Raw genomic sequence first — 23,091 nt, 5'->3', positions numbered from 1 at the left:
GCATAGAGGAGACTGATATGAGAAGACAAAGCTACAATTCATGCAAGCGCCTTGCCGAACACTACAAGGCAATCGGCCAGACTGAAATTTATCTTGATAGCGACGACGAAGATTTGCCCTGGCATCTGGCGACTAGCGTTGCTGCCGGAGGATCGTATCGCCTTAACGGACCTTCATCTGCGCGCGTCAACGCCCATGACTACGACGCAGGACTGACATTCACTTGGCATTTCGACTTTGAAGGCCGAGACGCCAATGGTACCGGCGTAAACCAGTTCAGTGCTGATGCAATGTTAGGTGCAGCGCGAAAGCTTCCACCGCATGCGCGCGAGCAGTTCGCGAAACTTCTGCATGATGAGGTATGGCCGGCCGCCAAGAAGCACACGGACGACATTCGTGATGCTCTCCGCAAGCAGGAAGACAGCATGCAGATTTTGCAGTCCATCATGATTTCGTCTGGTCTTGGTGATGGTCGTCCCGGCGCTGTGGTCTCCGCATGACCGACTTCGACCCCACCGCAATCGCTACCGTTGGCCACAACCAGTCACCCTTCGATCTGGTTTCGGCAGAGATCAACGACCTCTTCGATGAGGCCAAGAATTGGGCAGACGGCGAGCCCATCACGTCATCCGAAATGCACGACGCCATCGACAACCTCCGCACGCAAATCCACGAGGCCGGAAAGCGGGCCGATGTCTTGCGCGTCGAGGAGAAGAAGCCGCTCGACGAGCAGGTCAAGGCCATCCAAGATCGATACAACGTCTACATCCAGCCGAAGCGCGGCAAGGTCGACATGGCCAAGTCCGCCCTCGACGCTTTGCTCACTCCATGGCGCACAAAGGTTGCCGCAGAAAAGGCCGCAGAAGCCGCGCGTGTAGCCAAGGAGGCAGAGGACGCGCGATTGGCGGCTCAGGAGGCAATCCGCTCGTCGTCGGGGAACCTTGCTGCACGGGAAGAGGCTGAAGAACTGCTGGCCGATGCGAAGCGGCTGGAGCGGTCGGCTGGCCGTGCCAATAAGGCGGCGACGACGGGGTTGGGGTTGCGGACTGTTTGGCGTGCTGAGCTCGTCGACGAGGAGGCCGCTATGGAATGGTGCTGGGCGCGCGCCAAGGAGGAAGTGCTGGCCGTTGCTCAGCGGAATGCTGAAGAGCAGGTGAGGGCGGGGGCTCGTGCCGTTCCGGGCTTTCGGATTTTTGATGAGAGGGTGGCGGCGTGATGGATCCAGAGGTTCTGAAAAAAGCGGTAAGCCGCGCCGCTATTTGGTGGTGCAGTGAGAAGGATCGCGAGACGTTCTTGGACGACATCATCTACTTCAAAAACAATTGGTCGTCACTTCCCGGCTTGAAGAAGTATGTCGAAGAGGAACTTGCCTCATGACCAAAACAATCATGATTGCCCACGGCAACGCTGCTGTTCAAGCCGCCCGCATCATTGCGGGTGTGGCGAGGGAGAAACGTGTCACCGCAGAAGCATACCATATTGCCGCACAGTGGCACGACAAGCAGGCGGCAGGCTGCGACGACATGGCGAAAGACGAGCCGCGCCTGCCTGCCGACGTTAGGAAGCGCGCCGCTGAGAACGCCGTCCATCACCGCGCCAGTGCGGCTGGTTTAAGGCTTTCCGCTTCGGCGTTGTTGCGGCTCGCCATCGGTGAAGAGAGGACTTCGTGATGGAGCCTCGCCAGCAATTCAGCCGCTTGCCTGGCGCATGGGAGCGGCAAACGGGCAAACACCAGCTTGGCGAGAACTTCCGAATCGGAAAGGTTGTCGTAGGCGCTGCCTTCTATTCCTCGACAACGCGCGATGATCCGCTCAAATATGCGGTGCGGGTCGATCTGCCGGGAATAAAGAATCCCACCGACCGCTACACCAACATTGAAGACGCCAAGGCTCGCCTAGAGCGGGCCGTTGCTACTTGGTTTCGCTGGCTCGACGAGCGCCCCACTGCCGCGCCCTAGCGCGCAGTCGGGCCGACCAGTTTTTATATACAATCTTCGGACACACTACACCGCGCGCCACCAACGCGCGGGACACCACAGAGGAGACGATATGCGCATTGAACGCATTGGCGATGCCGTGCTCTACAACGGCGATTGCTTGGAGGTTATGGCCGGCCTTGAGCCGGTGGATCACGTCATAAGCGACCCGCCTTATGAGGCCGTTATGCAAGATAAATGGGGCACGCTCTCGCGCAATGCCCCTTCTTCGCATGTGCGACACGAAGAACTCGGATTTGTTGCTATCGATGAAATGAGAAGAGACGTTGCGCTCGCCGTGAAGCGTCTCTGCGCTGGCTGGGGAATATTCTTCTGCATGGCTGAAGGCGTCAGGGCCTGGCGCGATGATATCGAGGCCAGCGGCGCTAAGTACAAGCGGGCCATGGTTTGGATTAAGCCTGACGCAATGCCGCAGTTCAACGGCCAAGGACCGAGCGTTGGCCACGAAATGATGGTGTCTGCGTGGTATGGCAAAGGCCACTCATCGTGGAACGGCGGCGGTCGACCCGGCAACTTCAGGCACAACAAGAACACGCCAGGCGGCGGTCAGCACCCGACCCAGAAGCCCTTGCCGCTCATGCAGGAGCTTGTTGGGTTATTCACCAACCCTGGCCAGACCATCCTCGACCCATTCATGGGTTCTGGCACGACAGGAGTTGCGTGCTCCAAAATGGGCCGAAAATTCATCGGCATCGAACTGGATCCGAAGTATTTTGACGTGGCCTGCGAGCGCATCGAGAAAGCTTACGCGCAGGGCGACATGTTCGTCGAGGCACCGCGCAAAGCGAAAAAGCCGGCCAGCCTATTCGCAACATCACCAGTCGGTGACAATGACAACATCCCGGTTGCGCAGGTGGTGGCGGCATGAGGCTCCACAATGGTGACTGCCTCGAGATCCTGCCGACGATCGCCGCCGGATCGGTGGACATGGTGCTGTGCGATTTGCCGTATGGCACGACGCAGAACAAATGGGATTCTGTCATTCCGCTCGATCGGCTTTGGGCGGAATATTGGCGCGTTGTGAAGCCGAACGGTGCTGTCGTGCTGACGGCGCAGACGCCGTTCGACAAGGTACTTGGGGTTTCGTGCCTCAAGTATTTGAAATACGAATGGATCTGGGAGAAAACAGAGGCAACCGGACACCTGAACGCCAAGCGCTGCCCGATGAAAGCTCACGAGAACGTGCTAGTCTTCTATCGCGCCATGCCGACATACCATCCTCAGAAGACGACTGGCCATGCGCGCAAAACCGCAACGCAGGTAAACGCCAAGCAGAGCACCAACTATGGTGAGCATGGAGCTAAGCCTCCATACGATTCAACCGAAAGATATCCGCGCAGCGTTCAGACGTTTTCGACCGACAAACAGCATGGCTCGCTTCACCCCACCCAGAAGCCCGTCGCCCTCATGGAATATCTGATCCGCACCTACACCAACCCCAACGAAACTGTGCTCGACAATACGATGGGCTCCGGCACCACCGGCGTCGCAGCTAAGAACACCGGCCGCCACTTCATCGGCATTGAGAGAGATCCTGACTATTTCTCCATCGCATCCGACCGCATCAACGGCGCCCCCGTTGCCGCGCCAGCGCAACCACGCGCCGTGCTGGCCGTCCCTGCCAACGACAACTCACCAGTCGGTGACTTATTCACAATCGGAGCCGCCGCATGAAAATCCCCGGTCCCGCAATATTGCCGTTCACGCCGACAGCTGATCCACAGGGAAACCCAACAATATGCAAGTGCTGTGGAATGATGGCGTTCGGAATCGGCCGCCCAACACCCGGCCAAAGGCCGCAAGACCCAGGTTACATGTGCAAGCCTTGTATGGTCGCAGCAGGAGATCTCACGAAATTGGACAGAGTTTCACTTTACGAAGTCAAGGCCCTCGAGGGCGGCAGAGATGCAGGCGGCGCTTGGCTCGACGCCAAGGGAACATACGATCTGTCGCTGCTAGACGAGCTCGACGTGCTCATGTTCTGCAAGGCGATCTGGGAAGGGTGCGCCACGCGGTTGCGGGAGAGCTTGAGAGACAATGAGGCGCCGTTTTGATGGAACATGACAATGATAATTCACCGGTTGGTGACAACCACACCGGTCTGCGCTTCCTATCCGTCTGCTCTGGAATCGAAGCTGCATCGGTAGCATGGCATCCGCTCGGCTGGAAAGCTGCGGCGTTCGCAGAGATTGAACCCGCTCCTTGTTCGGTTTTGAAGCACCATTATCCAACCACGCCTAACCTCGGCGACATGACAAAATTCAAGGAGTGGCCCGAATATGGCAAAGACGGCAGCAAGCCAATTGACATTGTTTGCGGAGGAACCCCCTGTCAGGCGTTTTCCGTCGCGGGACTTCGCGAGGGCCTTAATGACCCTCGAGGAAACCTCTCCCTCACGTTCCTTGCAATCGTTGACAAGTATCGCCCCACGTGGGTTCTTTTCGAGAACGTCCCCGGAATCTTATCAAGTGTTACCCACGTCTCTCCCGATCCGCGTGAGCCGGAAATCGATCTGGACTCCGGTGACGGACCCGGAGACGGGGAAGAGGTCGTGGTCGAGGACGAGTACGACGCAGACGAAAGTCATGCTTTCTCCTGCTTTCTGGCCGGACTTTCAGAACTCGGGTATGGGTGGTCATATGTCGTGCGTGACGCTCAATACGTCAGAGTGGACGGCTTTGCCAGAGCAGTTCCACAAAGACGTCGGCGTGTGTTCGTTGTCGGATATCTTGGAGACTGGCGACGTGCCGCAGCGGTATTACTTGAGCCCGAAAGCATGTCTGGGAATCCTGCGCCGAGCCGGCAAGCGGGGCAAAAGCCTGCCGCAACTATTAGCGCGCGCGCTCAGGGCGGTGGCGGACCTGGCTCAGACTTCGAACCAGACGGAGGACTAGTAAGCCAGCCGCTGCTTGCGAAGAGCAATAGCAGCCACGATGACAGCAAGGAAACGTATGTGCCTGTAATGACATTCGACCGCCAGTCGAGCGGCGAATATGGGACAGATCCTATTGCGAGCACTAACAGTGCTCGCGATTACAAATCGCCATCGGACCTTATTGTGTCTCCGGACGTAGCCTCAACACTGACGCGAGGATCCGAAAATACAAATGGCAAGGGAGGCTATGCCGGCCGTAGGCAGGAGGACGACAGCAATCTCGTTGCCCATACCCTAAAAGGCGAAGGCTATGACGCGAGCGAAGACGGTACGGGCAGGGGAACGCCTATTGTGCCTGTGTCTGTGGCCATCCGTGGGCGCGAAGATGGCGGCACAATAGAGATGGGCGATGATGTCGCTCATGCGCTCCGTGCAAGCCAAGGCGGCGGTGACAAGCCGCACGTACTGGCTCCGATCGCGTTCAACCCGAAACTTGGAGGCGAGCCGACATACGGGCTTGGCGTGAATATAGATGGCACTAGTTACACGCTAGACGCAAGCGGCCATAGCACAGCCATTGCATTCGCCCAAAACAGCCGCGACGAAGTCAGACTGCAGAATGGCGATGGGTCGATCAGTGGTGCGCTCTCGGCTGAGCCTGGCATGAAGCAGACAACATATGTCGCCCACGCGATCCAAGCCGGCGCACTTCGCGAGAATCCTAACAGCGGCCCTGATGGTGTCGGAGTGCAGGCTGATATTGCCTACACTCTTGAGGCGCGCGCAGAAGTGCAAGCCGTTCAGACAGAATGGTCCGTCCGCCGCCTTACTCCGAAGGAATGCGCACGCCTGCAGGGATTCCCCGACGATTACCTTTCGCAGGTGATCCACAACGGCAAGCCGCTTGCGGACGGGCCGATGTACAAGGGCCTCGGCAATAGCTGGCCTGTCAACGTTGTGCGCTGGATAGGTCGCCGCATTCAGATGGTTGAGGAGATTGCCGCAGAGCTGGAAGCCGAGCGCAAAGCAGCCAACGACAACACACAACAAAGGGAGGCCGCTTAATGGAGTGGAAAGCCAAACGCACAAAAGCTTTCGACGAGCGCTACCCGCCAGCAAAGCCTTGGCACTGGTGGTTTGCATGGCGTCCCGTCACGCATTGCGGACGAACGTTCTGGTTATGCTGGCTGCCTCGCCGCTACGTTAGATGGACGGATTACTTCGGTCGGCCGTCGTATTCGTCAGAATACGCTTGGCCTGAGCACTCCGTCGCCGGAAACGTGTTGGGGCAGGTGAATGGGCGCAAGCACGGCCCGAATAAATGTTATCCAGTCGGATCGCCAATCCGCACCTTGAACAACAAAAGCGTCTCCCATGCGTGAAGCAGGGAGTTCACCCATGGCGGCACGGGAGTATCGCCCGCTTTCCATCGTCGAACGGTACGCGCGTCCACCCCTGAGTGGCGCGCGAATGCCGTTTGCCAGCGAGGGCCGAAGAGCGCGAAACAACGTTTTTCGAGCTCAGAAGGAGTCATCGAAAGGCAGGACGATTGTCGATGTTGCGAACTTGGCCGTAGTGGACGCTGACCGCCTTGTCGCTGAGAACGCCGCTATCATCAGCGAGCTTCACCACATACCAGAGGTCGATACCCGGCTTGCCGTAGAACGGTACCGGCTGTGGCTTGACGACCTTTCCCTGAACGACCTTTCCGGCTGCGAAGGTGTATTCTATTTTCGTGCCGCGCTTCAACATGTCGGCGCCCCCTCACAACGCAGCCACGTAAACGTCGATGACCATCACCTTTTCGCCGGTGGCGCGGTCGATAAGAGACCGTCCGATCTTGCGACGCTCCCCAGCCGCGAAGTTGTCAGCCTGCGCGCGCGTCTCCGCCTTGTGGCTCTTAGCTGTGCCGTCGGCGTAAAGTGTGACGGCTTCGAACTTCTTCGGAGCAGCAAGGCGTCTGGCGATAAGGGCTTCGATGTTCATTTCTACGTCTCCTCAAGTGGTGTTGGTGCATCCTTACTAGGACATTCTGTCCGGTCAGTCAATGGAAATAATTGGAGAAATTCGTGACATACACCATCAAAGCAATCCCCACCATGTACGCCGGTACGCAGTTCAGATCGCGACTAGAGGCTAGGTGGGCTGCGTTCTTCGATTTGTGCGGAATGAAGTGGGAGTATGAACCGTTTGACTGCGACGGCTACGTCCCTGACTTTTTGCTTTATGGCAAAAACAGATCAGCGATCGCAGAGGTAAAGCCAGAGCCGATATTTGATGAAGACGACGACCAGATCGTAAATGGTCGCGCTGCTGCTCGATCTTTCGGATACCATTTCATTGTCTTGCTTGACAGGTGGAAGGATCACGATGTCACGGACAGCTGGAAAACCGCAGGCTACATCTACCAGCACCTTTCCTATGCGCCAGACTTCAATGAAGGGCTGCCGTGCACTTTGTGGAGTACGGAAGACGGACGTCTAGACTTCGGCGCAGAGGATCTGGCTAGCAACTCTCTACACGGTGAGTTCTGCACTCCGTTTGAGGGTAAGGCTCTACAGCAGCGGTGGCGTGAGTCCGGCAACATAGTTCAATGGCAGCCGCGGAGGAAAGCAGCATGACGCCACTTCCAAAAATGGACATCGGATCACCTTATTCGCGCGTTGGCGCAACCCTTGTTGACCAAGGATGGAGCGCCATCCCTTGCCGTCCTGGTAGTAAGCGGCCAGGCCTGTATATCGGTGGGTACTGGCACGGACGAACAGGTTGGAACGAGTACTGCAACCGCATGCCGACAGAAGATGAAGTCGAGCAGTGGTCTAAGTGGCCAGCGGCCGGAGTTTGCGTCGCCCTCGATCACAACATTAAGGTCATCGATATCGACACTGATGACGAGGATATCCGCGCAGCCCTCGCCGAGATAATTCCAGACAGCCCCGTCAAGAAGCGTGGGCAGAAGGGATATTCCGCATTTTTTCGCGGATCTCCAGAGATTATCAGCAGAGCGTTCAGCATATCTGTTTTCGGAAAACAGGAGCGAATCGTCGACTTGCTTGCTCACGGAAAGCAGACAGTCTGCCCACCGACAATCCACCCAGACACAGAAGAACCGTATCAATGGCTGGGCGACCCACTTGAGGATTATTCCCCTGATGATTTGCCGATTATTGATGACGACATAGCCGACAAGATAGAAGCCGTTCTTGAGAGATTCGGCTATGTCCCACCCATTGAGCACGAATACACCAGTGTAGCGGCAGGCGACACGATATGGCGCGAGATCAACGATCTTGCGTTGGCTAATCTTGATATGTGGGTTCCGCAACTGCGATTGCCGATGACGAAGCGAACCGGGGATGGTCGCTACCGTGCGGTTGCTGAGTGGCGAGGCGTTGAGAACCCGAACTTGTCCTTCAGCCAAAAAGGGATTACGGACTGGGGAAACGGCGACACCCACACGCCAATAGACGTTGTTATGCAATCTTTCAGCGCAGGCCTTGATACTGCTACAGACTGGCTGAAGGAAAAACTGAACTATCAGGACACCCAGTACGCTCCGCCAATCGACACAACGCGCTTGGTGGAAAACAGCCTGCGTAAGCAACGCGAGAAGGCGGAGGCCGCAAGGAAGGCGAAGGAAGATGCGGCAGGCATCCCCGCCGTTGTGCCAGTGCCCGCCAACCAGAACCGTCAGCACTACAACCCATTCACTCCGCAAGAGGCGGGCGGGGTACTAGGTGCCATCGCGCAATGGGCATATGACACGAGCCGTAGACCTGTCCCTGAGTTCTCGATCATGGCGGCGGTCGCGTTCATGTCCGTCTTGTTCGGACGTCGCGCGGTGGGTCCAACGGGCGCCGGCCTTAATATGTATCTCGTCGGCATTGCCGGCCCCGGCTTCGGTAAGGAGCATCCGCTGAAGGCGGTTCAAACGCTTGCAGTTGACCTGCAAATGCCGTTCCTTATCGGCCCTGGCGAAGTCACCAGCGGATCCGCAATCGAGAAGGTTGTTAGGCGAAGACCGGTGTTTCTGATGCCATGGGACGAGCTCGGTGTTGTCCTTCAGTCTGTAAATGGGCGCGGGTCGTCCAGTTGGGCGCAGACGATCCGAAAGGTGCTTCTCGAGATATTTTCTAAGTCGACCAGCATGTGGAGCGGCAAGGAGCACGCAGACCCAGAAAAAGACAGTTCGGCGGAGCCGGTATTCTCGCCGACGGTTTCACTGATGGGGATGTCGACGCCAACGACATTTTACAAGGGCATAACTGAAGAAAGCCTGACCGACGGCTTTGTTGCGCGCCTAGTTGTGGCCGAACCGACAGTCAGACCGGAGCGTCACACTGCTCCACCTATTCTTGTAACGCCGGTATCGCTGATAACGGCAATAAAGAAGTGCAGGGATGATTTCCCGAAGTCTGGTAGCGACCTTGCGCAGGCGGCATGGAGGCAGGCAACGCAGAGGCCATCGCTTCATACTGTTCCATGGGAGGATGCTGAGGCAGAAAAGCGATGGACGGACATCGAGGATTGGCAGATTGCCGAGATTGAAGACAACGGCGCATCAGAGGGAATTGTCGGTCGAACGGCGGAGCAAACCATCAAGCTGGCGACTATTCGCGCCATCAGTCGAAACCCATCATCGCCGTGCGTGTCTATCGATGATGTTGAGTGGGGACATGCGATCGTTCAGGCGTCACTGACATCTATCAACCGTGGCGTCGAGGAGTATATGGCTGGCTCTCAGTTCGAGGAGCTGTGCAAGGCTATCCTGGCCGCATTGCGGGCAAGCAAAGACAAGTCGCTGCCCCAATCACAGTTGGTCAGAAAACGAGGCGTATCAAAGGCTGATGACCGCATGGTCGAGCAAGCCATTAAGCGGCTCGTTCTTGCCGGTGAAATCGAGCAGCCGAAGATCGACGGTAAGGGCGTGAAGGTGAAGTTGTCAGAGCAAAAATTGGCCGCATAACGTTGTTGCAGCGGCATTGCAACGAAGCGCTTTTTTGTAGCCAAATTTCGCTTCGTTGCAGAAATTGCAAACAAATGCATCTCCGATTGCACCGAATAACCAATTGAAAAATAAAGAAAATAAACCAATTATATAACGTTGCAAATATATACCTTTATTGATGATTACATGATGTGAGTCTCAGGAGAGTATATATTTATGTAACGAAGCGACCCACCCGTGGCCGCAAAACCACCACCACACACAGGAGACCACCATGGCCAAATCTATCAAGCGCACCCAGACGACCCTGCTAGACGGCAAGCGAGTCCGCATCGTGACGACGACCTCAGCGGCCGGCACCAAGGTAACGCTCAAAGCCGCACCAGTCCTCGAGATCGATTTGCAGATAGCCGTCGTCAAACAACTTAAGCGAATGCCGGAATACGTCGACGACGTCACCAAGGTGCGGCCAGGCACGTTCACGCTTGCCGCAGACCAGAACGGATCTGGTTTTCGCGGTCGCAATGCTGCTGTGAAGTTGAAGGCGGCCGGTATGGCAGCCGGAGAACCCGACCTGCGTCTGTATTTTTATGGTGCCATCCTTCGGTGCCTGGAAATGAAAGGCGAGGAAGGATCGCTGACGGACAGCCAGAATAAGCGCTTTCCGCTCCTGCGCGCCTTTGGTTTCGAAATCGAGGTTATCGAGGCGTCGACACCAGAAGAGGCGGCCGCAAAGGCTGTAGCAACGGTGCGAAGGTGGCTGGCGGCGAATGATAATTCTCTGGCGCTGCCAGCAACAGCTTCGCTATAGTCGCGTTGAAACGGAGGATACCATGAACGACAAAACGCAAAGCGGCACGATCAGCGAAGAGCAGAAGGCGCGCATCATAGAGGCGGCCAAGGGTAAGATGAGCGACGAGGCGCTGAAGCGGTTGGTAGGCGAGTCCGGTGTCGGGCGTAACGGTCTGCCAGTCAAGGCCGTAGAGGAGGGCGAATAGCCTGCCATTTTCTGCCTTCTTGACAAATTTGTAGAATGTACTTAAATAAGCACCATCACCAAACACGCTGCACAGCAGCCACCACACAAGAGGAGACCGATATGAAACGCACCATTGTAATTGTAGCCGCCATCTCTGCGCTCTCAACAACAGCACTCTCGACAACAGCCACGCCAGCCGCTGCACAAGTCGTCGTCAGCAAGGATTGCCGGCTGTCACGCTTCATCGAGGCGTATGCATGGCAGGCGCTTGACGATGCGGAGCGCACCAATGTGTCTGCAGATCTCCAGAACGGCCTGCGCGTCTATTTGCGGACAGTACGCGATCAGACGAAGAAAGTTTGTTCTGTTGGCGCGTGACCGCTTGACAAATTTGTCAGAGGTGAGTAGAAAGATAGTCACCGACGCACCACTGAGGAGACGGACAATGACCCGCATCGAAGCAGCAATCAAGATCGCAGCAGACAACGTTCAGTCGCTTCGCGTAAGTGACGTATTCAGAGTTCTTGAGCAGAATGATGCTGCAATCCGCAAGGAGCTTGCGGCCTTCATTTCTGCCTCGCGCCCTGATTTGGAAGATGAGGTCTCCGAGTCGCTTTCTGACCTTGCAGCATAACCACCCACAACCACACCACCCAAAAACAGGCCGCCATCGAGCGGCCTTTTTCTTTTCTTCACTCCTACGCTTTAACAAATTTGTCATTTGCACGTTGAAACCTTATATATGCTGTAGCGGCACAACCGAGCCGTACACCACAGCAGGAGGCCAATGTGAAAGCAGCAAACGACAACAGCAAGCATCATCGTACACTTTCAAGCGACGGATCCGAACTGCCGGCTCGTATGACGTATGCAGAACATGAGAGAGAAGGCGCGCATGCCCAGAAGGCACGATTGGCAATGCGAGCCAAGATCGGCAAGGACTGGGACGGAAAGGCAGCAAACGACAACATTGCTTGGCCGCTCGCAACGGCTCTTATCCGCGAGGGAAACACAGAACTTCTGAAGGCCGCTATGGCCTACCGCAAGATACACGACGAGGCACATAGCGGCGCTCTGTTGGGCGGGAGAACGGCCAGTATCGGCGACGGAATGGCACTCGATCGATATTCCTACGTCATGCCGAACGGTACGGTAGTCTACAAGCATCCCCGGCAAAAGAAGTCCGCCGATGTGGATATCCCGGCCAAGCAATACACAGCCCCACCATCATACGACAATCTCGTGCCTGCGTCTGAAGAGGTGAAGGTTAGCAATTGGAGCAACATTCCTAAGCCATACAAAGGGGACGAGCCGGTAAATCGGAAGATTGATGCGCAAGGCAAACTTGTCGAGTTGCGCGCTAGGCTTGGCGTCCTGGTCGAGCCCTTAGAGATGGCTGTGGTTGATGGGTCGACTTACCAACAGATTGGGAACACATCTGGTGTCGCTGACAGAAGCGGCGCAATTGCTGCAGGACGGGCAATTATCCACATGGCGCTCTTCGCAGTTCGAGACTCGCTCGGTGACATCAGGCGCAGCGACATGGTTGCCTGAGTACGTACTCAACCGCGCGGAACTTTGCAATGAGGGGAAGACACTCCCAACGAATTGCAAAGTTCCCGTGCGCACAGGCTGCGGCCAGCGACGGACCCTAGGCCGCGTGCGAGCCTGGGGTAACTATCTGCGAGGCAGGAAATTGTAACTCCTGCTTTCGTCGGGATGGCCACTGTTTCCGCTTATAGGGCGACAGCATAGCGAGTGCACCGCTGGCCATCCCATCTATCCCAGAGCCCGCGTATGTCCTGCGCAGATGCCACTGAGTGACCGCTTGTGTTGCCATAACGGAGCAAGCGCCACGGGTGGATTGGACGCCCCTTGGGCAAGGCGCCTATCCCCCATTGCCTGGCGCTCTCCTCCTCTGGCGACAGGTAATCATGCGGCGAGTTGAGCAACGGAATGATAAGCCGTCACGCTCCTCGCCGCTTTCGTTTCTAGGTGATGAATGGGTAAGCTCACAACGCTTAAGCCTCGCCTATCATCTGCACCATCCACTGTCACCAAAGCGCAGCCAATGACCAGAGACCAGGAGCGCGCGCAACGTGCGCCTTGGCGTAAGTGGTACGGATTGAAGCGATGGCGAGACATGCGATGGGATGTCCTGACCGAAGCAATGTTCACATGCCAGCGGTGCGGTGTCATCGAGCCAGACACATCAAAGCTTGTTGCCGATCATCACATACCGCATCGCGGAGATCCTGAACTATTCTGGGATCGAACCAACCTTACCTGCCTTTGTGAAGCATGCCACTCGACCGAGAAGCAGAAGGAAGAGCAGGCCACGCCTGTGGGCATCTGGTGGTGATGTAGCAATCCCTTATGCACGGGGTATTCCATAAGTCTGGAAGCCTCCGGTCGCCGAACCCGCGTCCCACTCATGCGCGCAACTTTTTCGGAATCTTTGATTTTTTATTCAAAATGGAGCCCTCATGGCGAGCGGTGGTTTTCGCCCTGGCGCGGGGCGCCCTAAAGGGGCAAAGGCGCCGAAAGCAAAGCCTGTAAAGGTTGCTCCCGACATTAAGACGGCGGCTCGAAAATCCCGCATGTCGCCCCTCGACTATATGCTGACCGTCATGAACGACGACAAGTCGGATTCAGAGAGACGTGACCGCATGGCGATCGCGGCTGCCCCGTACGTGCACGCCCGCGCAAGCGACGCATCCGGCGGAAAGAAAGAGCAGCAGCAGGAGGAGGCCGAGCGGCTGTCTCGCGAGGGCAAGTTCGCAACCCCTCCGCCTCCGCCTACCGCATCTGGTGATTGATGGATTGGACTACATCGTGCGTCGATTGGGAAGATCGTATCGTCGCCAAGAAATCACTGGTTCCATGCGAACCACTGTTTCCGTCTGAGGCCGAAGCGGCGCTTGCGGTTTTCAAGGCGCTTAGAATCGTTGACGCACCAGGATCGCCAACATTTGGCGAGGCGTGCGGCCAGTGGGTCTTTGATTTCGTAGCTGCTATATTTGGCGCGTACGACCCCGCAACTGGGCGGCGCCTAATCCGCGAATTCTTTCTGCTGATAAGCAAGAAAAATTCCAAGAGCACAATCGCGGCCGGCATTATGGTAACGGCGCTCATCAGGAACTGGCGCAATTCAGCCGAGCTCCTCATCCTGGCACCGACCAAGGAAGTCGCCGACAACGCTTTCAAGCCTGCCGCCGATATGGTTCGCGCGGATCCAGTCCTATCTCGCCAGCTTCATGTGCAGGATCATCGGAAGACGATCACGCACAAGACTACCAAGGCGACGCTGAAGGTTGTTGCGGCAGACAACGACACGGTTTCCGGCAAGAAGGCTGCTTTTGTTCTCGTCGATGAGCTGTGGCTGTTCGGCAAGAAGGAAACAGCTGACGCCATGCTGCGGGAAGCGACTGGCGGCCTGATTTCGAAGCCGGAAGGCTTCACCATTTTCTTGTCGACGCAATCAGATGCGCCTCCTGCTGGGGTCTTCAAGGCGAAGCTAGACTACTACCGCAGCCTCCGAGATGGCGAGATTGAGGACAAGAAAAGCCTCGGCGTCATTTATGAGTACCCGCGGCACCTACGGGAGCGCGAGGCATACCTAGAGCCTGAAAATTTCTACATCACCAATCCGAATATCGGGAGATCGGTGAGCAAAGAATGGCTCGAGGACGAACTCAAGAAGGAAATGGCTGGCGACGGGGACACGCGCCGCACGTTTCTTTCCAAGCACCTCAACGTCGAGATCGGCCTCAACCTTCGTTCTGATCGATGGCCAGGCGCAGACTACTGGGAGGGCGGGGCAACCGCGTTGACGCTCGACAGCCTGCTTGAACGATCTGAAGTCGTTACCATCGGCATAGACGGAGGCGGCCTAGATGACTTGTTCGGACTTGCCGTCATTGGCCGGGATAGGGACACGCGTGATTGGCTCTGCTGGACTAAGGCTTGGGCGCACGACGATGTTCTGGAAAGACGCAAGGACATTGCGTCTGTTCTTCGCGATTTCGAAGAGGACAAGGATCTCGTCATCTGCGAAGACGCCCTGCAGCCGATCAGGGAAGCCGCTGAGATCGTTGAAATGGTGCAGGCATCAGGATTGCTTCCTGACGAGAACGGCGTCGGACTTGACCCGTTTGGCATCGGCGCGCTCGTTGATGAGCTTTCCTCGCGCGGCATCGAGGGCAATGTTCTTACCGCCATTCGGCAGGGTTCTGCACTTTCTCCGGCCTCGTGGGGCATTGAGATCAAACTCAAGAACAAGACGTTCTGGCATGCGGGCTCGCGTCTGATGAACTGGTGCGTGGGCAACGCCAAGACAGAAGTCCGCGGCGGCGCCGTGCTCATCACGAAGCAGACAGCCGGAAGGGCGAAGATAGACCCGCTCGTTGCGGTGTTTAACGCCGTCATGCTGATGAGCCGAAACCCAGAGTCGCGACAGCACAACCTCGACGACTTCGTAAACAACATGATCACCGTTACCTGGTGAAGGAGAGGCCATGGGGCTCTTAAGTTGGGTTGGCAAGCCGTTTGGCTTGGTGACCGGCCCTTGGCGGGCATACTTCGGCACTGGAACAACCAGCGGCGAGACGGTCACCTATGACAAGGCAATGCAGCTTGATGCTGTGTGGGCGTGTGTCAACCTGATTGCCAATTCGGTTAAGACGCTGCCTTGCCTTGTCTACAAGGAAGACGGAGTGACTATCGATCGTGATAGTCAGCTTTATGAGCTCTTGCATGACATGCCGAATATCGATGACACGGCAGCCGATTTCTGGGCAATGGTTGCCATGTGCCTATGCCTTGATGGAAACTTCTTCGCTGAGAAGAAGATGCGGTCTGACGCCGTATCATCGCTGATACCATTAGATCCGCTTTGCGTTGATGTTTGCCGCGACGACCGCAATCGCCGCTATTACAACGTAACGGAGCAACTTGCTAACGGCAACAAAGGTGGCGTACGCAAGGTTTCGGCAGAGAATATGCTGCATATCCGTGGCGCGCTCCTGCCAGGATGCGACCGCGGCCTGTCGCCGATCAGCGTCGAGCGTAATGTTATAGGAAATGCACTTTCCGGCGAGAAGACTGCCGGCAAGATGTTCAAGAACGGTCTGCTCTCGTCACTTCTGGTCAGCTCGGACCAGATTTTGAAGCCGGAGCAGCGTAAGCAGATCTCAGACACGCTGACGCAATTCGCCGGCGCAGATAAGGCCGGCGGCGTGACGGTGCTCGAGGCGGGCTTCAAGCCCTATCCATTGAGCATCAATCCGCGCGACGCGCAGATGCTGGAGAGCAGGCAGTACAGTGTCGAGCAGATTTGTCGAATATTCGGCGTGCCGCCGGTCATGATCGGCCACGCGGCCAACGGAACGACGACCTGGGGCAGTGGCATTGAGCAGTTGATACTGCAATTCACCAAAACTTGCCTTGTTCCGATGCTTCGGAGCATTGAATCTTCCATCTACCGGGACTTGCTGACGCCTCAGACGCGCAAAACTACCGTAGTAAAGTTCTCGATTGAAGGACTCCTTCGTGGCGATAGCCAGGCGAGGGCGGATTTCCTGTCGAAGATGGTCACGAACGGCATCTATCACGTCGATGAGGCTCGAGCCTACGAAAACAAGGCGCCAACGAAGGGCGGGGATCGCTCTATCGTGAACGGCACGATGACGCCGCTAGATAAGTTGGGCGAAATGCCAGCGGCGCCAGTGGCTGCAAACAATAATGCGCCTGTCGCGCCAGAAAAACGCGCTGCATAAGGAAAAATCATGAAATTTGAGCACGTTCTAACGGCCTTTCTGGCCGAACCGTGGGCGATTCAGCGCGAAAAACTGGCTGTTTTGGCGGATGTTCTGGTTGCTAGGGCCGAGGGCGAGAAACTGTTTTCGACCGAGTTTGCGGCTGCAGTGTCAGACGCCAGAGCCAAGGAAATCGCCGAAACAGATGGCAAGGTCGCGGTAATCCCGGTTTATGGCGTCCTGGCCAACAAAATGGACGCCTTTTCGGCCATGTCTGGTGGCACATCGTATGCAGGCATTCGTCGATCGCTGCATTCGGCGCTGTCCAATGAAGATGTCAAGGCTGTCGTTCTCGATGTCGACAGCCCCGGCGGATCGGTTCCCGGCACAGAGGAGCTTGCCACCGAGATTCGGCGGATCCGCGGTGGCGACAAGCCAATAATTGCGCAGGTGAACAGCCTTGCGGCAAGCGCGGCATACTGGATCGCCACGTCGGCAGACGAAATCGTTGTCACGCCATCAGGTCGCGCTGGATCCATCGGAGTTTATACGGCGCATGATGATGTTTCCGCAGCGCTGGAGAAACGCGGCGTCAAGCGCACGTACATTTCGGCTGGCAAGTACAAGGTCGAAGGCAATGAGACCGAGCCGCTTGGCAAGGACACGCTAGCGCACATCCAGGACGGCGTCGATCGGTCATATAGCCGGTTCGTTGCTGCTGTAGCGGAGGGGCGTGGCACGACGGCAGGCAAAGTCGAGGATGGTTTCGGGCAGGGTCGCGTGTTCTACGCTGAACAACTCCTTGACCGCGGCATGGTCGACCGCATCGCCACGCTTGATGAGACACTGGAGCGCTTCGGTGCTGAAACGCAGCCTGCATATGTGCGGCGCGTTAAGGCACAGAACCAGGCGCGAGCAGAGGCGGCAGAGACGCTTGTCGCCAAAATGCGTGAAGGCACACCAGTCACAAAACGGGAGTTTGAAAACGGCCTCAAGGGACTTGCGGGCCTTTCTAACTCCGAGGCGGAGCGGGCCGCTCGGCTCTACCTCAAGGCAGATCAGGGGGATCCTGATGTCGATGCGGATGCTGCCGCTTTGGCAGCGGTCGAAAGGCTTCTGACCGAAGCGCGTTCATTCAAAATCTAACATCACCCCAAATTTCAGGAGGACTTTATGTCCGATAATGCACTTGCCGATAAGATCGGCGAGCTTGGCCAGTCTTTGGCCTCTATCAAGGAACAGGTCGGCAATCTCGGTTCCGATTTCACCGCAAAGCTTGCCGCAACAGGCGAAGTTTCCGCAGAACTGAAGGGCAAGGTCGACAAGGCTCTGTCCGAACTCGGCGAGACAGTTACCCGCGTTCGCGAACTTGAAAAGGCTGCCGACAGCGCGAAAGAGGCTGCAAACGACAACGAGCCGCGTGACATCGGCGATATCGTCGTTGCATCCGACAAATTCAAGGCAGCCGACGTTTCTGGCGGCTGGCGTGGTTCTATCCGTGTAGGCATGGAACGTGCTGACATCACCTCTGCCAATACTACCGTCGGTGCGGGTCGGTCTGCCGGCACGTCGCTGGTTCCTGGCGCTCGTGTTCCGGGTATCATCGCACCTCCGAACCGTCATCTGACGATCCGTGACCTCTTGGCTCCAGGCCGCACCTCTTCGTCCAGCGTAGAGTACGTCAAGGAGACAGGCTTTACCAATTCTGCTGCTCCTGTGGCAGAGACGACGACTAAGCCGAAGTCCGATCTGACGTTCAACCTGTTCACAACGCCTGTCCGCACCATTGCGCACATCTTCAAGGCGTCGCGACAGATCCTTGATGATGCGCCGGCCCTGGCTTCTTACATCAATGCTCGCGGCTCTTACGGCCTCAAGTTCGTGGAAGAGACCCAACTTCTGAACGGCGATGGCACAGGGCAGAACCTGAACGGCATCCTGCCGCAGGCTACTGCGTTCGCCCCTGCATTCACGCCTGCCGAAGAAACCGCTATCGACCGTTTGCGCCTTGCTATTCTGCAGGTAATCCTGGCTGAATATCCGGCCAGCGGCTTTGTTCTGCACCCGACTGACTGGGCGAAGATCGAGCTGACCAAGGATCTCGGCGGCAACTACATCGTGGGCAACGCCCAGTCGCCGATGGGTCCGAGCCTCTGGGGTCTCCCGGTTGTACAGACGCAGGCGATTGCCGCTGGCGATTTCTTGACCGGCGCGTTCAATCTTGGCGCTCAGATCTTCGACCGCATGGATATTGAAGTTCTGATGTCGAGCGAGAACGTCGACGACTTCGAGAAAAATATGTTCACCATCCGTATCGAAGAGCGATTGGCTCTGGCCGTTTATCGTCCTGAAGCCTTCGTCACTGGCGACGTGAACCCGACTCCGTAAGGTAGTTGAGGGGCGGCCTAAGCCGCCCCTATCCCTCGGAGGGACCATGAAAATCAAAGCAATCAAGGCGCTTGTTGGCGACTATGGCCGCCTGAACAAGGGCGACATCATCGACCTGCCGAACTACGTCGCGAACCAGCTCCTTGCATATGGCTATGTTGAGCTCGTGCGCGATGAGCCGGAGGTAAAGCCGACACCACGCGGAAAGGGTAAGAAGAATGGTTAATGCATCTCTCCGTAAGCGGCGTTTCGCCAGCTACCTCGGCGCAGGTGTTGTGAACGGCATAGGAGCGCCGGCCAACTCTGTCGCGCCAGCCATCACCGGCACAGCACAAGTAGGCCAGACGCTGACTTCTACGACCGGTACGTGGTCTGGGTCGCCAACCTTCACCAGGCAGTGGAAAGCTAATGGCATCGCCATCAGCGGCGCAACTGGCGCAACTTATGTCCCTGTCGTTGGCGATGTCGGCAAGACGATCACCGTAACCGTTACCGCCACCAATGACTCCGGTTCAGTTTCGGTGACAAGTGCTGCTACCGCGGCAGTCATCGCGGCATAACATGGCGCTCGTTGATCTTTCTGTCGCAAAGCGTCATTTGCGAGTGCTGCACAATGATGATGACGCCGACATTGAGCTCTATACTTCTGCGGCCGAGAACATCATCGTCGAATATCTTGACAGGGTGGTTGTGGCCACTGACGCAGAACTGCCGCCAGGCGACGAGACGGCGATAGTGGTTACTCCTGCAATAGTAGCATCCATACTTCTCATGGTCGGCGAGCTTTACGAGAACCGCGAGGCTGGCAAAACGGATGCAGGCGACGCCATTTTGCCGCGACCAGTCCGCTCACTCTTGGCGCCTTGGCGTATTTGGCGACTGGTTCCCGAGACAGAAGAAAACTGCGCTTGACGCGCTTCTTTCCAACCATAGGCGCGGCGCGTAAGCCGCAGGGAAAAATAGATGGCTGATTTGACGATTACGCCCAGCGCAGTGATTGCTGGCGCTAACAGTGCCCAAGAACACGGCACGGCTGGCGAAACCATTACGGCAGGCAAGGCCGTTTACAAGAGCCCCACCACGAAGAAGTGGATGCTGGCTGACGCGAATTCAGCTACTGCTGCCGCTCGCCAGGCGCAGGGCATTGCGCTTAACGGCGCAAGCGATGGCCAGCCGATCACCGTCCATAAGAGTGGCGACTTGACGCTCGGTGCAGTTATGACGGCAGGACAGGCAATCTACCTATCCGATACCGCAGGTGGGCTGTGTCCCCTCGCTGATGTCGGCGCGGGCGAATACGTTTGCCTTATCGGTTTGGCAAAGTCCACTTCGGTATTGGCCGTCGACGTGCAATTCCCTGGCGTCGCGCTTTAATGCCGTGGGTCCGCTTCGCCGCGGACTTTGATTTCAAACCGCGCCCCCAAGTTACCATCGCCTACAAGGCCGGAAGCGTGCGTTTCGTTACGCGCGCCTGCGCCGCAGCGGCGCTAGCGGCTGGAAAGGCGAGCCCTACAGAAAGGCCGGCAGATGCCAGCAGGCAAGCTTCGATCGCGGCTGCTATTTCAGCAGCGCACAACCGGCGATGACGGGTTCGGGAATCCGGTTACTGGCGACTTCGCCACTGTCTTCGAGGACTCCGCAGAGATAATCCCGCGTATGGGCTCCGAGGCTGTCATGGGCGCAAGACTGCAAGGTCTCCAGCCGGTGACAATACGGGTTCGGTCACACGTCGCGACGCGCGGGCTGGACTCGACATGGAGGGCCGTTGATGCGCGGTCTGGTGCTGTTTACTCGATCGCATCGCCGCCGGTGAATGTGTCGCAGAAAAACGATTACATCGACATGCTGGCGACGATTGGCGCGCAGACGGATGGCTAATGGCAGCGACAATCCAGAATTTGAAGCGGCTGCAAAAGAAGCTCGATAGGTTGCCTCGCGTTGTGAAAGAGCGCATCCGCAAGGCGATGGAGGAAGGCGCTGAAGAGATTGTGTCGCTGTCAAAATCTCTTGTGCCTGTCGATACCGGAGCACTGAGAGACAGCATTGGCTGGACTTTTGGCAGGGCGCCAAAGGGAGCCCTGACGCTTGGGACCGTTCAATCGGTCGGCGGCGACCTGACGATAACTATCTACGCCGGCAATAGCGAGGCGTTCTGGGCTCGATGGGTGGAATTCGGTACTGCTGCTCACACTGCAGGCGGCATGTTTGAAGGCGCCGAGATTCCAAAAATACCTGCGTCGCCGTTCTTCTATGTCTCTTATCGCGCCAGCAGAAGGCGCGTCAAAAGCCGCATCACGCGAGCCGTCAATAAGGCCGCCAAGGAAGTTGCTGCCGGAGGTGGCTGATGGATCCTGTATTTGAACTTAAGGCGGCGATTATCGCTCGCCTGAAGGCCGATCCAGTCGTTGCCAGTTTTGTTGGCAATCGCATTTATGACAGACCGCCGACGGGGACTCTTACCCCTCCGTATATCTCCATGGGGCCTTGGGACATCGTTACAGATGGCGCTGAAGGTATCGACGGCGGGGAGATCACTGGTCAAATTGACTGCTGGTCTTGGGGATCGAATGAGGCATATGGCAGCGCCGAGGCCAGCAAACTATCTGGTGCCGTTCGCGCCAACGTCCACGAAGCAGAGTTCTCCCTTCAAGAGAATGCGCTTGCCACTTTGAACCACCGCATAACGCGTCACCAGCGCGAAAGCGACGGCGCCACAAACCGCGCCATCATCAGCGTGACCGGCTTCGTCGAAATCAACTAGCGGCCACCAACCGCTCCGGCTGTGCCGGTAACACCACTATAATTTGGAGACCATAATGAGTCAGCCGATCACGGCCCGCTTTGGCAAATTCCGCGTGCTACTCGACCTCGCCGGCACCGGCACCTATACCGCACCTTGCGGCTTCACCAGCAAGAGCCTGACGCTCGGCAAGTCCCTTTCGGAAGTCAGCATTCCAGACTGTGACGAGGAAGATGCGCCCATCGTGCTGGGACGCGATGTTGAGAGCATCACGTCGTCCATTTCCGGCGAAGGCGTCCTAGCGGCTTCGGCCGTAGAAACGTGGCTAGATGCCTACGAAAGCGTGAACTCGGTTGCTGTAAAAATCGAGATCGAGTTTTCGACCGGCACGGTAACGTGGACAGGCAAATTCCATGTTGAATCGCTCGAAATCGGCGCCGAGCAGGGCGGCCGAGTGACGCTCAACGTCTCGATGCAGTCCGACGGCGCACTTGTTCGCACGGATACTTTCTAATGGCCTTGGTGACGCGCGAAACAAGCGGCCTTGAAATGCGCGTGGACGGTAAGGGCCGTCTGCGCTTGTTTCACATGGGCAACGCCCTACCGACATCATCGATAGTTGTGGAGGGCGGCCTGCCGCATAGACGAGGCGTCGTCACCATAGAAATTTTGTCGCAGTTGATGACCTTCACCACAGACGAGGCCGACGCATGAGCCGCAGCGCAGCTATTGACCTTACGTGGGCCGATGGAGATTACCGATTTGCCCTACGTTGGGGCGAATTGGCCGAGCTCCAGGAAAAATGCGACGCAGGTCCGTATGTCGTTTTGCATCGTCTGCATTCCCATCAGTGGCGGATCGAAGACATTTCGAACGTCATCAGACTCGGTCTTATAGGCGGCGGCATGTCGCCGGCCGATGCCCTAAAAAAGGTTCGCACCTACGTTGAGGCTCGCCCGCCGCTCGAAAACCATACTTTCGCGCTTGCCATCCTGTCTGCAGGTCTACTTGGCGCGCCGGAAGAACCGGTGGGGGAGCAGGAGGCGCCAACTCCCGAAGCAAAATAGACGATCTGCCAAACGGCAAGATTAGGTTTGCTTCGGTCTATGGGGTTGGCGCCGCTATGGGGTTCACTCCAGCCGACGTCAAGGCAATGTCCATGTGGGAATTCCTGGCTTCGGTTGACGGATATGTCAGGGCGCAGGGCGGCGAAGAAAAGATGTCGAATGCCGAGGCGGAAGACCTTTGGCAGTGGCTGCAGTCTAAGGAGTAGCGCGGTTGGCGAGCTGGCCGCGATATTTTTTCGGCACATAACCAAGCGTGCGGGCTCCGCAACTTGGGCACCGATAAGATCCGCTCCCGAAGATGGCGACTAGCAGCCAAACCGGCAGCCAGAAGCCAGCGGTAAT

Annotated in this window: 35 protein-coding genes; 33 read left to right on the top strand and 2 right to left on the bottom strand. The window is 57.0% G+C overall.

The features are described from left to right. Positions 1 to 17 precede the first annotated feature (17 nt). The 9 genes from AAE029_RS20130 to AAE029_RS20090 all read left to right on the top strand — a co-directional run bounded on the left by AAE029_RS20130 (position 18) and on the right by AAE029_RS20090 (position 5,936). Positions 18 to 500 (top strand): hypothetical protein, encoded by a 483-nt coding sequence (locus AAE029_RS20130; RefSeq protein ID WP_371074656.1) that lies wholly within the window; start codon positions 18 to 20, stop codon positions 498 to 500. Continuing rightward, on the top strand, positions 497 to 1,216 hold the full coding sequence (locus AAE029_RS20125) for a hypothetical protein (RefSeq protein ID WP_371074655.1): 720 nt from the start codon (positions 497 to 499) through the stop codon (positions 1,214 to 1,216). Before AAE029_RS20130 ends, AAE029_RS20125 begins: the two co-directional genes overlap by 4 nt. Next, positions 1,216 to 1,377: a hypothetical protein gene (locus AAE029_RS20120; protein ID WP_371074654.1), complete on the top strand. Its 162-nt coding sequence runs from the start codon at positions 1,216 to 1,218 to the stop codon at positions 1,375 to 1,377. The genes AAE029_RS20125 and AAE029_RS20120 overlap by 1 nt, the downstream gene beginning before the upstream one ends. After that, a complete protein-coding gene (locus tag AAE029_RS20115; protein ID WP_371074653.1) occupies positions 1,374 to 1,670 on the top strand; it encodes a hypothetical protein in 297 nt (98 codons plus the stop codon). The genes AAE029_RS20120 and AAE029_RS20115 overlap by 4 nt, the downstream gene beginning before the upstream one ends. Next, positions 1,670 to 1,957, top strand: a complete 288-nt coding sequence (locus AAE029_RS20110; protein ID WP_371074652.1) for a hypothetical protein — start codon at positions 1,670 to 1,672, stop codon at positions 1,955 to 1,957. The genes AAE029_RS20115 and AAE029_RS20110 overlap by 1 nt, the downstream gene beginning before the upstream one ends. 91 nt (positions 1,958 to 2,048) lie before the next feature. Further along, on the top strand, positions 2,049 to 2,864 hold the full coding sequence (locus tag AAE029_RS20105) for a site-specific DNA-methyltransferase (RefSeq protein WP_371074651.1): 816 nt from the start codon (positions 2,049 to 2,051) through the stop codon (positions 2,862 to 2,864). Further along, positions 2,861 to 3,670: a site-specific DNA-methyltransferase gene (locus AAE029_RS20100; protein WP_371074650.1), complete on the top strand. Its 810-nt coding sequence runs from the start codon at positions 2,861 to 2,863 to the stop codon at positions 3,668 to 3,670. Before AAE029_RS20105 ends, AAE029_RS20100 begins: the two co-directional genes overlap by 4 nt. Positions 3,671 to 3,852: 182 nt before the next feature. Next, on the top strand, positions 3,853 to 4,050 hold the full coding sequence (locus tag AAE029_RS20095; protein ID WP_371074649.1) for a hypothetical protein: 198 nt from the start codon (positions 3,853 to 3,855) through the stop codon (positions 4,048 to 4,050). Then, positions 4,050 to 5,936 carry a DNA cytosine methyltransferase gene (locus AAE029_RS20090; RefSeq protein ID WP_371074648.1) on the top strand — a complete coding sequence of 629 codons (1,887 nt, stop codon included), beginning with the start codon at positions 4,050 to 4,052 and terminating at the stop codon, positions 5,934 to 5,936. The genes AAE029_RS20095 and AAE029_RS20090 overlap by 1 nt, the downstream gene beginning before the upstream one ends. Before the next feature lie 465 nt (positions 5,937 to 6,401). On the opposite strand, the gene AAE029_RS20085 is transcribed toward AAE029_RS20090, so the two are convergent. Together AAE029_RS20085 and AAE029_RS20080 are read right to left on the bottom strand one after the other, a co-directional pair. Further along, on the bottom strand, positions 6,402 to 6,623 hold the full coding sequence (locus AAE029_RS20085) for a hypothetical protein (protein ID WP_371074647.1): 222 nt from the start codon (positions 6,621 to 6,623) through the stop codon (positions 6,402 to 6,404). A gap of 12 nt (positions 6,624 to 6,635) precedes the next feature. Further along, positions 6,636 to 6,857, bottom strand: coding sequence for a hypothetical protein (locus AAE029_RS20080; RefSeq protein ID WP_371074646.1), 222 nt, complete (start codon positions 6,855 to 6,857; stop codon positions 6,636 to 6,638). Between the two features lie 83 nt (positions 6,858 to 6,940). On the opposite strand from AAE029_RS20080, the gene AAE029_RS20075 reads away from it, so the two are divergent. The 24 genes from AAE029_RS20075 to AAE029_RS19960 all read left to right on the top strand — a co-directional run bounded on the left by AAE029_RS20075 (position 6,941) and on the right by AAE029_RS19960 (position 22,955). After that, positions 6,941 to 7,492, top strand: a complete 552-nt coding sequence (locus AAE029_RS20075) for a hypothetical protein (protein WP_371074645.1) — start codon at positions 6,941 to 6,943, stop codon at positions 7,490 to 7,492. Continuing rightward, positions 7,489 to 9,837: a bifunctional DNA primase/polymerase gene (locus AAE029_RS20070; protein WP_371074644.1), complete on the top strand. Its 2,349-nt coding sequence runs from the start codon at positions 7,489 to 7,491 to the stop codon at positions 9,835 to 9,837. Before AAE029_RS20075 ends, AAE029_RS20070 begins: the two co-directional genes overlap by 4 nt. A gap of 256 nt (positions 9,838 to 10,093) precedes the next feature. Next, positions 10,094 to 10,630: a VRR-NUC domain-containing protein gene (locus AAE029_RS20065; protein ID WP_371074643.1), complete on the top strand. Its 537-nt coding sequence runs from the start codon at positions 10,094 to 10,096 to the stop codon at positions 10,628 to 10,630. Positions 10,631 to 10,652: 22 nt separating this feature from the next. Then, positions 10,653 to 10,817, top strand: coding sequence for a hypothetical protein (locus tag AAE029_RS20060; protein ID WP_371074642.1), 165 nt, complete (start codon positions 10,653 to 10,655; stop codon positions 10,815 to 10,817). Positions 10,818 to 10,918: 101 nt separating this feature from the next. Continuing rightward, positions 10,919 to 11,176, top strand: a complete 258-nt coding sequence (locus AAE029_RS20055; protein WP_371074641.1) for a hypothetical protein — start codon at positions 10,919 to 10,921, stop codon at positions 11,174 to 11,176. Positions 11,177 to 11,243: 67 nt separating this feature from the next. Further along, positions 11,244 to 11,432 carry a hypothetical protein gene (locus AAE029_RS20050; protein WP_371074640.1) on the top strand — a complete coding sequence of 63 codons (189 nt, stop codon included), beginning with the start codon at positions 11,244 to 11,246 and terminating at the stop codon, positions 11,430 to 11,432. Between the two features lie 155 nt (positions 11,433 to 11,587). Next, entirely contained in the window at positions 11,588 to 12,352 is a 765-nt protein-coding gene (locus tag AAE029_RS20045; protein WP_371074639.1) for a hypothetical protein, read from the top strand. A gap of 448 nt (positions 12,353 to 12,800) precedes the next feature. Then, on the top strand, positions 12,801 to 13,160 hold the full coding sequence (locus AAE029_RS20040; protein ID WP_371074638.1) for an HNH endonuclease: 360 nt from the start codon (positions 12,801 to 12,803) through the stop codon (positions 13,158 to 13,160). A gap of 238 nt (positions 13,161 to 13,398) precedes the next feature. Then, positions 13,399 to 13,617 carry a hypothetical protein gene (locus AAE029_RS20035; protein WP_371074637.1) on the top strand — a complete coding sequence of 73 codons (219 nt, stop codon included), beginning with the start codon at positions 13,399 to 13,401 and terminating at the stop codon, positions 13,615 to 13,617. Further along, positions 13,617 to 15,305 (top strand): terminase large subunit, encoded by a 1,689-nt coding sequence (locus tag AAE029_RS20030; RefSeq protein WP_371074636.1) that lies wholly within the window; start codon positions 13,617 to 13,619, stop codon positions 15,303 to 15,305. The genes AAE029_RS20035 and AAE029_RS20030 overlap by 1 nt, the downstream gene beginning before the upstream one ends. Positions 15,306 to 15,315: 10 nt before the next feature. After that, positions 15,316 to 16,575 carry a phage portal protein gene (locus AAE029_RS20025; protein ID WP_371074635.1) on the top strand — a complete coding sequence of 420 codons (1,260 nt, stop codon included), beginning with the start codon at positions 15,316 to 15,318 and terminating at the stop codon, positions 16,573 to 16,575. Positions 16,576 to 16,584: 9 nt separating this feature from the next. After that, on the top strand, positions 16,585 to 17,700 hold the full coding sequence (locus AAE029_RS20020) for a S49 family peptidase (protein ID WP_371074634.1): 1,116 nt from the start codon (positions 16,585 to 16,587) through the stop codon (positions 17,698 to 17,700). A 27-nt stretch (positions 17,701 to 17,727) separates the two neighbouring features. Continuing rightward, positions 17,728 to 18,942 (top strand): phage major capsid protein, encoded by a 1,215-nt coding sequence (locus AAE029_RS20015; RefSeq protein WP_371074633.1) that lies wholly within the window; start codon positions 17,728 to 17,730, stop codon positions 18,940 to 18,942. A 46-nt stretch (positions 18,943 to 18,988) separates the two neighbouring features. Continuing rightward, positions 18,989 to 19,168 carry a hypothetical protein gene (locus AAE029_RS20010; protein ID WP_371074632.1) on the top strand — a complete coding sequence of 60 codons (180 nt, stop codon included), beginning with the start codon at positions 18,989 to 18,991 and terminating at the stop codon, positions 19,166 to 19,168. Continuing rightward, positions 19,161 to 19,502, top strand: a complete 342-nt coding sequence (locus AAE029_RS20005; protein WP_371074631.1) for a hypothetical protein — start codon at positions 19,161 to 19,163, stop codon at positions 19,500 to 19,502. The genes AAE029_RS20010 and AAE029_RS20005 overlap by 8 nt, the downstream gene beginning before the upstream one ends. Before the next feature lies 1 nt (position 19,503). Continuing rightward, positions 19,504 to 19,854 (top strand): head-tail connector protein, encoded by a 351-nt coding sequence (locus AAE029_RS20000; protein WP_371074630.1) that lies wholly within the window; start codon positions 19,504 to 19,506, stop codon positions 19,852 to 19,854. Positions 19,855 to 19,905: 51 nt separating this feature from the next. Beyond that, positions 19,906 to 20,316, top strand: a complete 411-nt coding sequence (locus AAE029_RS19995; protein WP_371074629.1) for a hypothetical protein — start codon at positions 19,906 to 19,908, stop codon at positions 20,314 to 20,316. A gap of 153 nt (positions 20,317 to 20,469) precedes the next feature. Further along, positions 20,470 to 20,820 (top strand): head-tail adaptor protein, encoded by a 351-nt coding sequence (locus AAE029_RS19990; RefSeq protein ID WP_371074628.1) that lies wholly within the window; start codon positions 20,470 to 20,472, stop codon positions 20,818 to 20,820. Then, positions 20,820 to 21,287 carry an HK97-gp10 family putative phage morphogenesis protein gene (locus tag AAE029_RS19985; RefSeq protein WP_371074627.1) on the top strand — a complete coding sequence of 156 codons (468 nt, stop codon included), beginning with the start codon at positions 20,820 to 20,822 and terminating at the stop codon, positions 21,285 to 21,287. Before AAE029_RS19990 ends, AAE029_RS19985 begins: the two co-directional genes overlap by 1 nt. After that, complete coding sequence (locus AAE029_RS19980) at positions 21,287 to 21,703, top strand: DUF3168 domain-containing protein (RefSeq protein WP_371074626.1); 417 nt, start codon at positions 21,287 to 21,289, stop codon at positions 21,701 to 21,703. The genes AAE029_RS19985 and AAE029_RS19980 overlap by 1 nt, the downstream gene beginning before the upstream one ends. Before the next feature lie 55 nt (positions 21,704 to 21,758). Continuing rightward, complete coding sequence (locus tag AAE029_RS19975; RefSeq protein ID WP_371074625.1) at positions 21,759 to 22,196, top strand: phage tail tube protein; 438 nt, start codon at positions 21,759 to 21,761, stop codon at positions 22,194 to 22,196. Next, positions 22,196 to 22,396, top strand: a complete 201-nt coding sequence (locus AAE029_RS19970) for a hypothetical protein (protein ID WP_371074624.1) — start codon at positions 22,196 to 22,198, stop codon at positions 22,394 to 22,396. Before AAE029_RS19975 ends, AAE029_RS19970 begins: the two co-directional genes overlap by 1 nt. After that, the gene (locus AAE029_RS19965; RefSeq protein ID WP_371074623.1) at positions 22,393 to 22,749 is read left to right on the top strand and encodes a gene transfer agent family protein; all 357 of its coding nucleotides are present in this window, start codon (positions 22,393 to 22,395) and stop codon (positions 22,747 to 22,749) included. Before AAE029_RS19970 ends, AAE029_RS19965 begins: the two co-directional genes overlap by 4 nt. 56 nt (positions 22,750 to 22,805) lie before the next feature. Next, entirely contained in the window at positions 22,806 to 22,955 is a 150-nt protein-coding gene (locus AAE029_RS19960) for a hypothetical protein (RefSeq protein ID WP_371074622.1), read from the top strand. The last annotated feature ends 136 nt before the right edge of the window (positions 22,956 to 23,091 follow it).

The sequence above is a fragment of the Sinorhizobium sp. CB7 genome (assembly GCF_041357635.1).
Classification (GTDB): Bacteria; Pseudomonadota; Alphaproteobacteria; order Rhizobiales; family Rhizobiaceae; genus Rhizobium.
This window is presented reverse-complemented; position numbering and strand designations above follow the sequence as displayed.

Bases quoted from the DNA above. Each gene is read 5' to 3' on its own strand.
- AAE029_RS19970 (WP_371074624.1), top strand. From the start codon at position 22,196: ATGGCCTTGGTGACGCGCGAAACAAGCGGCCTTGAAATGCGCGTGGAC.
- AAE029_RS19960 (WP_371074622.1), top strand. From the start codon at position 22,806: ATGGGGTTCACTCCAGCCGACGTCAAGGCAATGTCCATGTGGGAATTC.
- AAE029_RS20125 (WP_371074655.1), top strand. From the start codon at position 497: ATGACCGACTTCGACCCCACCGCAATCGCTACCGTTGGCCACAACCAG.
- AAE029_RS20035 (WP_371074637.1), top strand. From the start codon at position 13,399: ATGTCGCCCCTCGACTATATGCTGACCGTCATGAACGACGACAAGTCG.
- AAE029_RS20000 (WP_371074630.1), top strand. From the start codon at position 19,504: ATGGCGCTCGTTGATCTTTCTGTCGCAAAGCGTCATTTGCGAGTGCTG.
- AAE029_RS20040 (WP_371074638.1), top strand. From the start codon at position 12,801: ATGGGTAAGCTCACAACGCTTAAGCCTCGCCTATCATCTGCACCATCC.
- AAE029_RS19990 (WP_371074628.1), top strand. From the start codon at position 20,470: ATGCCAGCAGGCAAGCTTCGATCGCGGCTGCTATTTCAGCAGCGCACA.
- AAE029_RS20085 (WP_371074647.1), bottom strand. From the start codon at position 6,623: ATGTTGAAGCGCGGCACGAAAATAGAATACACCTTCGCAGCCGGAAAG.
- AAE029_RS20080 (WP_371074646.1), bottom strand. From the start codon at position 6,857: ATGAACATCGAAGCCCTTATCGCCAGACGCCTTGCTGCTCCGAAGAAG.
- AAE029_RS20025 (WP_371074635.1), top strand. From the start codon at position 15,316: ATGGGGCTCTTAAGTTGGGTTGGCAAGCCGTTTGGCTTGGTGACCGGC.
- AAE029_RS20050 (WP_371074640.1), top strand. From the start codon at position 11,244: ATGACCCGCATCGAAGCAGCAATCAAGATCGCAGCAGACAACGTTCAG.
- AAE029_RS19995 (WP_371074629.1), top strand. From the start codon at position 19,906: ATGGCTGATTTGACGATTACGCCCAGCGCAGTGATTGCTGGCGCTAAC.
- AAE029_RS20105 (WP_371074651.1), top strand. From the start codon at position 2,049: ATGCGCATTGAACGCATTGGCGATGCCGTGCTCTACAACGGCGATTGC.
- AAE029_RS20060 (WP_371074642.1), top strand. From the start codon at position 10,653: ATGAACGACAAAACGCAAAGCGGCACGATCAGCGAAGAGCAGAAGGCG.
- AAE029_RS19975 (WP_371074625.1), top strand. From the start codon at position 21,759: ATGAGTCAGCCGATCACGGCCCGCTTTGGCAAATTCCGCGTGCTACTC.
- AAE029_RS20030 (WP_371074636.1), top strand. From the start codon at position 13,617: ATGGATTGGACTACATCGTGCGTCGATTGGGAAGATCGTATCGTCGCC.
- AAE029_RS20015 (WP_371074633.1), top strand. From the start codon at position 17,728: ATGTCCGATAATGCACTTGCCGATAAGATCGGCGAGCTTGGCCAGTCT.
- AAE029_RS20090 (WP_371074648.1), top strand. From the start codon at position 4,050: ATGGAACATGACAATGATAATTCACCGGTTGGTGACAACCACACCGGT.
- AAE029_RS20065 (WP_371074643.1), top strand. From the start codon at position 10,094: ATGGCCAAATCTATCAAGCGCACCCAGACGACCCTGCTAGACGGCAAG.
- AAE029_RS19980 (WP_371074626.1), top strand. From the start codon at position 21,287: ATGGATCCTGTATTTGAACTTAAGGCGGCGATTATCGCTCGCCTGAAG.
- AAE029_RS20020 (WP_371074634.1), top strand. From the start codon at position 16,585: ATGAAATTTGAGCACGTTCTAACGGCCTTTCTGGCCGAACCGTGGGCG.
- AAE029_RS20115 (WP_371074653.1), top strand. From the start codon at position 1,374: ATGACCAAAACAATCATGATTGCCCACGGCAACGCTGCTGTTCAAGCC.
- AAE029_RS20005 (WP_371074631.1), top strand. From the start codon at position 19,161: ATGGTTAATGCATCTCTCCGTAAGCGGCGTTTCGCCAGCTACCTCGGC.
- AAE029_RS20055 (WP_371074641.1), top strand. From the start codon at position 10,919: ATGAAACGCACCATTGTAATTGTAGCCGCCATCTCTGCGCTCTCAACA.
- AAE029_RS20070 (WP_371074644.1), top strand. From the start codon at position 7,489: ATGACGCCACTTCCAAAAATGGACATCGGATCACCTTATTCGCGCGTT.
- AAE029_RS20100 (WP_371074650.1), top strand. From the start codon at position 2,861: ATGAGGCTCCACAATGGTGACTGCCTCGAGATCCTGCCGACGATCGCC.
- AAE029_RS20010 (WP_371074632.1), top strand. From the start codon at position 18,989: ATGAAAATCAAAGCAATCAAGGCGCTTGTTGGCGACTATGGCCGCCTG.
- AAE029_RS20130 (WP_371074656.1), top strand. From the start codon at position 18: ATGAGAAGACAAAGCTACAATTCATGCAAGCGCCTTGCCGAACACTAC.
- AAE029_RS20110 (WP_371074652.1), top strand. From the start codon at position 1,670: ATGGAGCCTCGCCAGCAATTCAGCCGCTTGCCTGGCGCATGGGAGCGG.
- AAE029_RS20120 (WP_371074654.1), top strand. From the start codon at position 1,216: ATGGATCCAGAGGTTCTGAAAAAAGCGGTAAGCCGCGCCGCTATTTGG.
- AAE029_RS19965 (WP_371074623.1), top strand. From the start codon at position 22,393: ATGAGCCGCAGCGCAGCTATTGACCTTACGTGGGCCGATGGAGATTAC.
- AAE029_RS19985 (WP_371074627.1), top strand. From the start codon at position 20,820: ATGGCAGCGACAATCCAGAATTTGAAGCGGCTGCAAAAGAAGCTCGAT.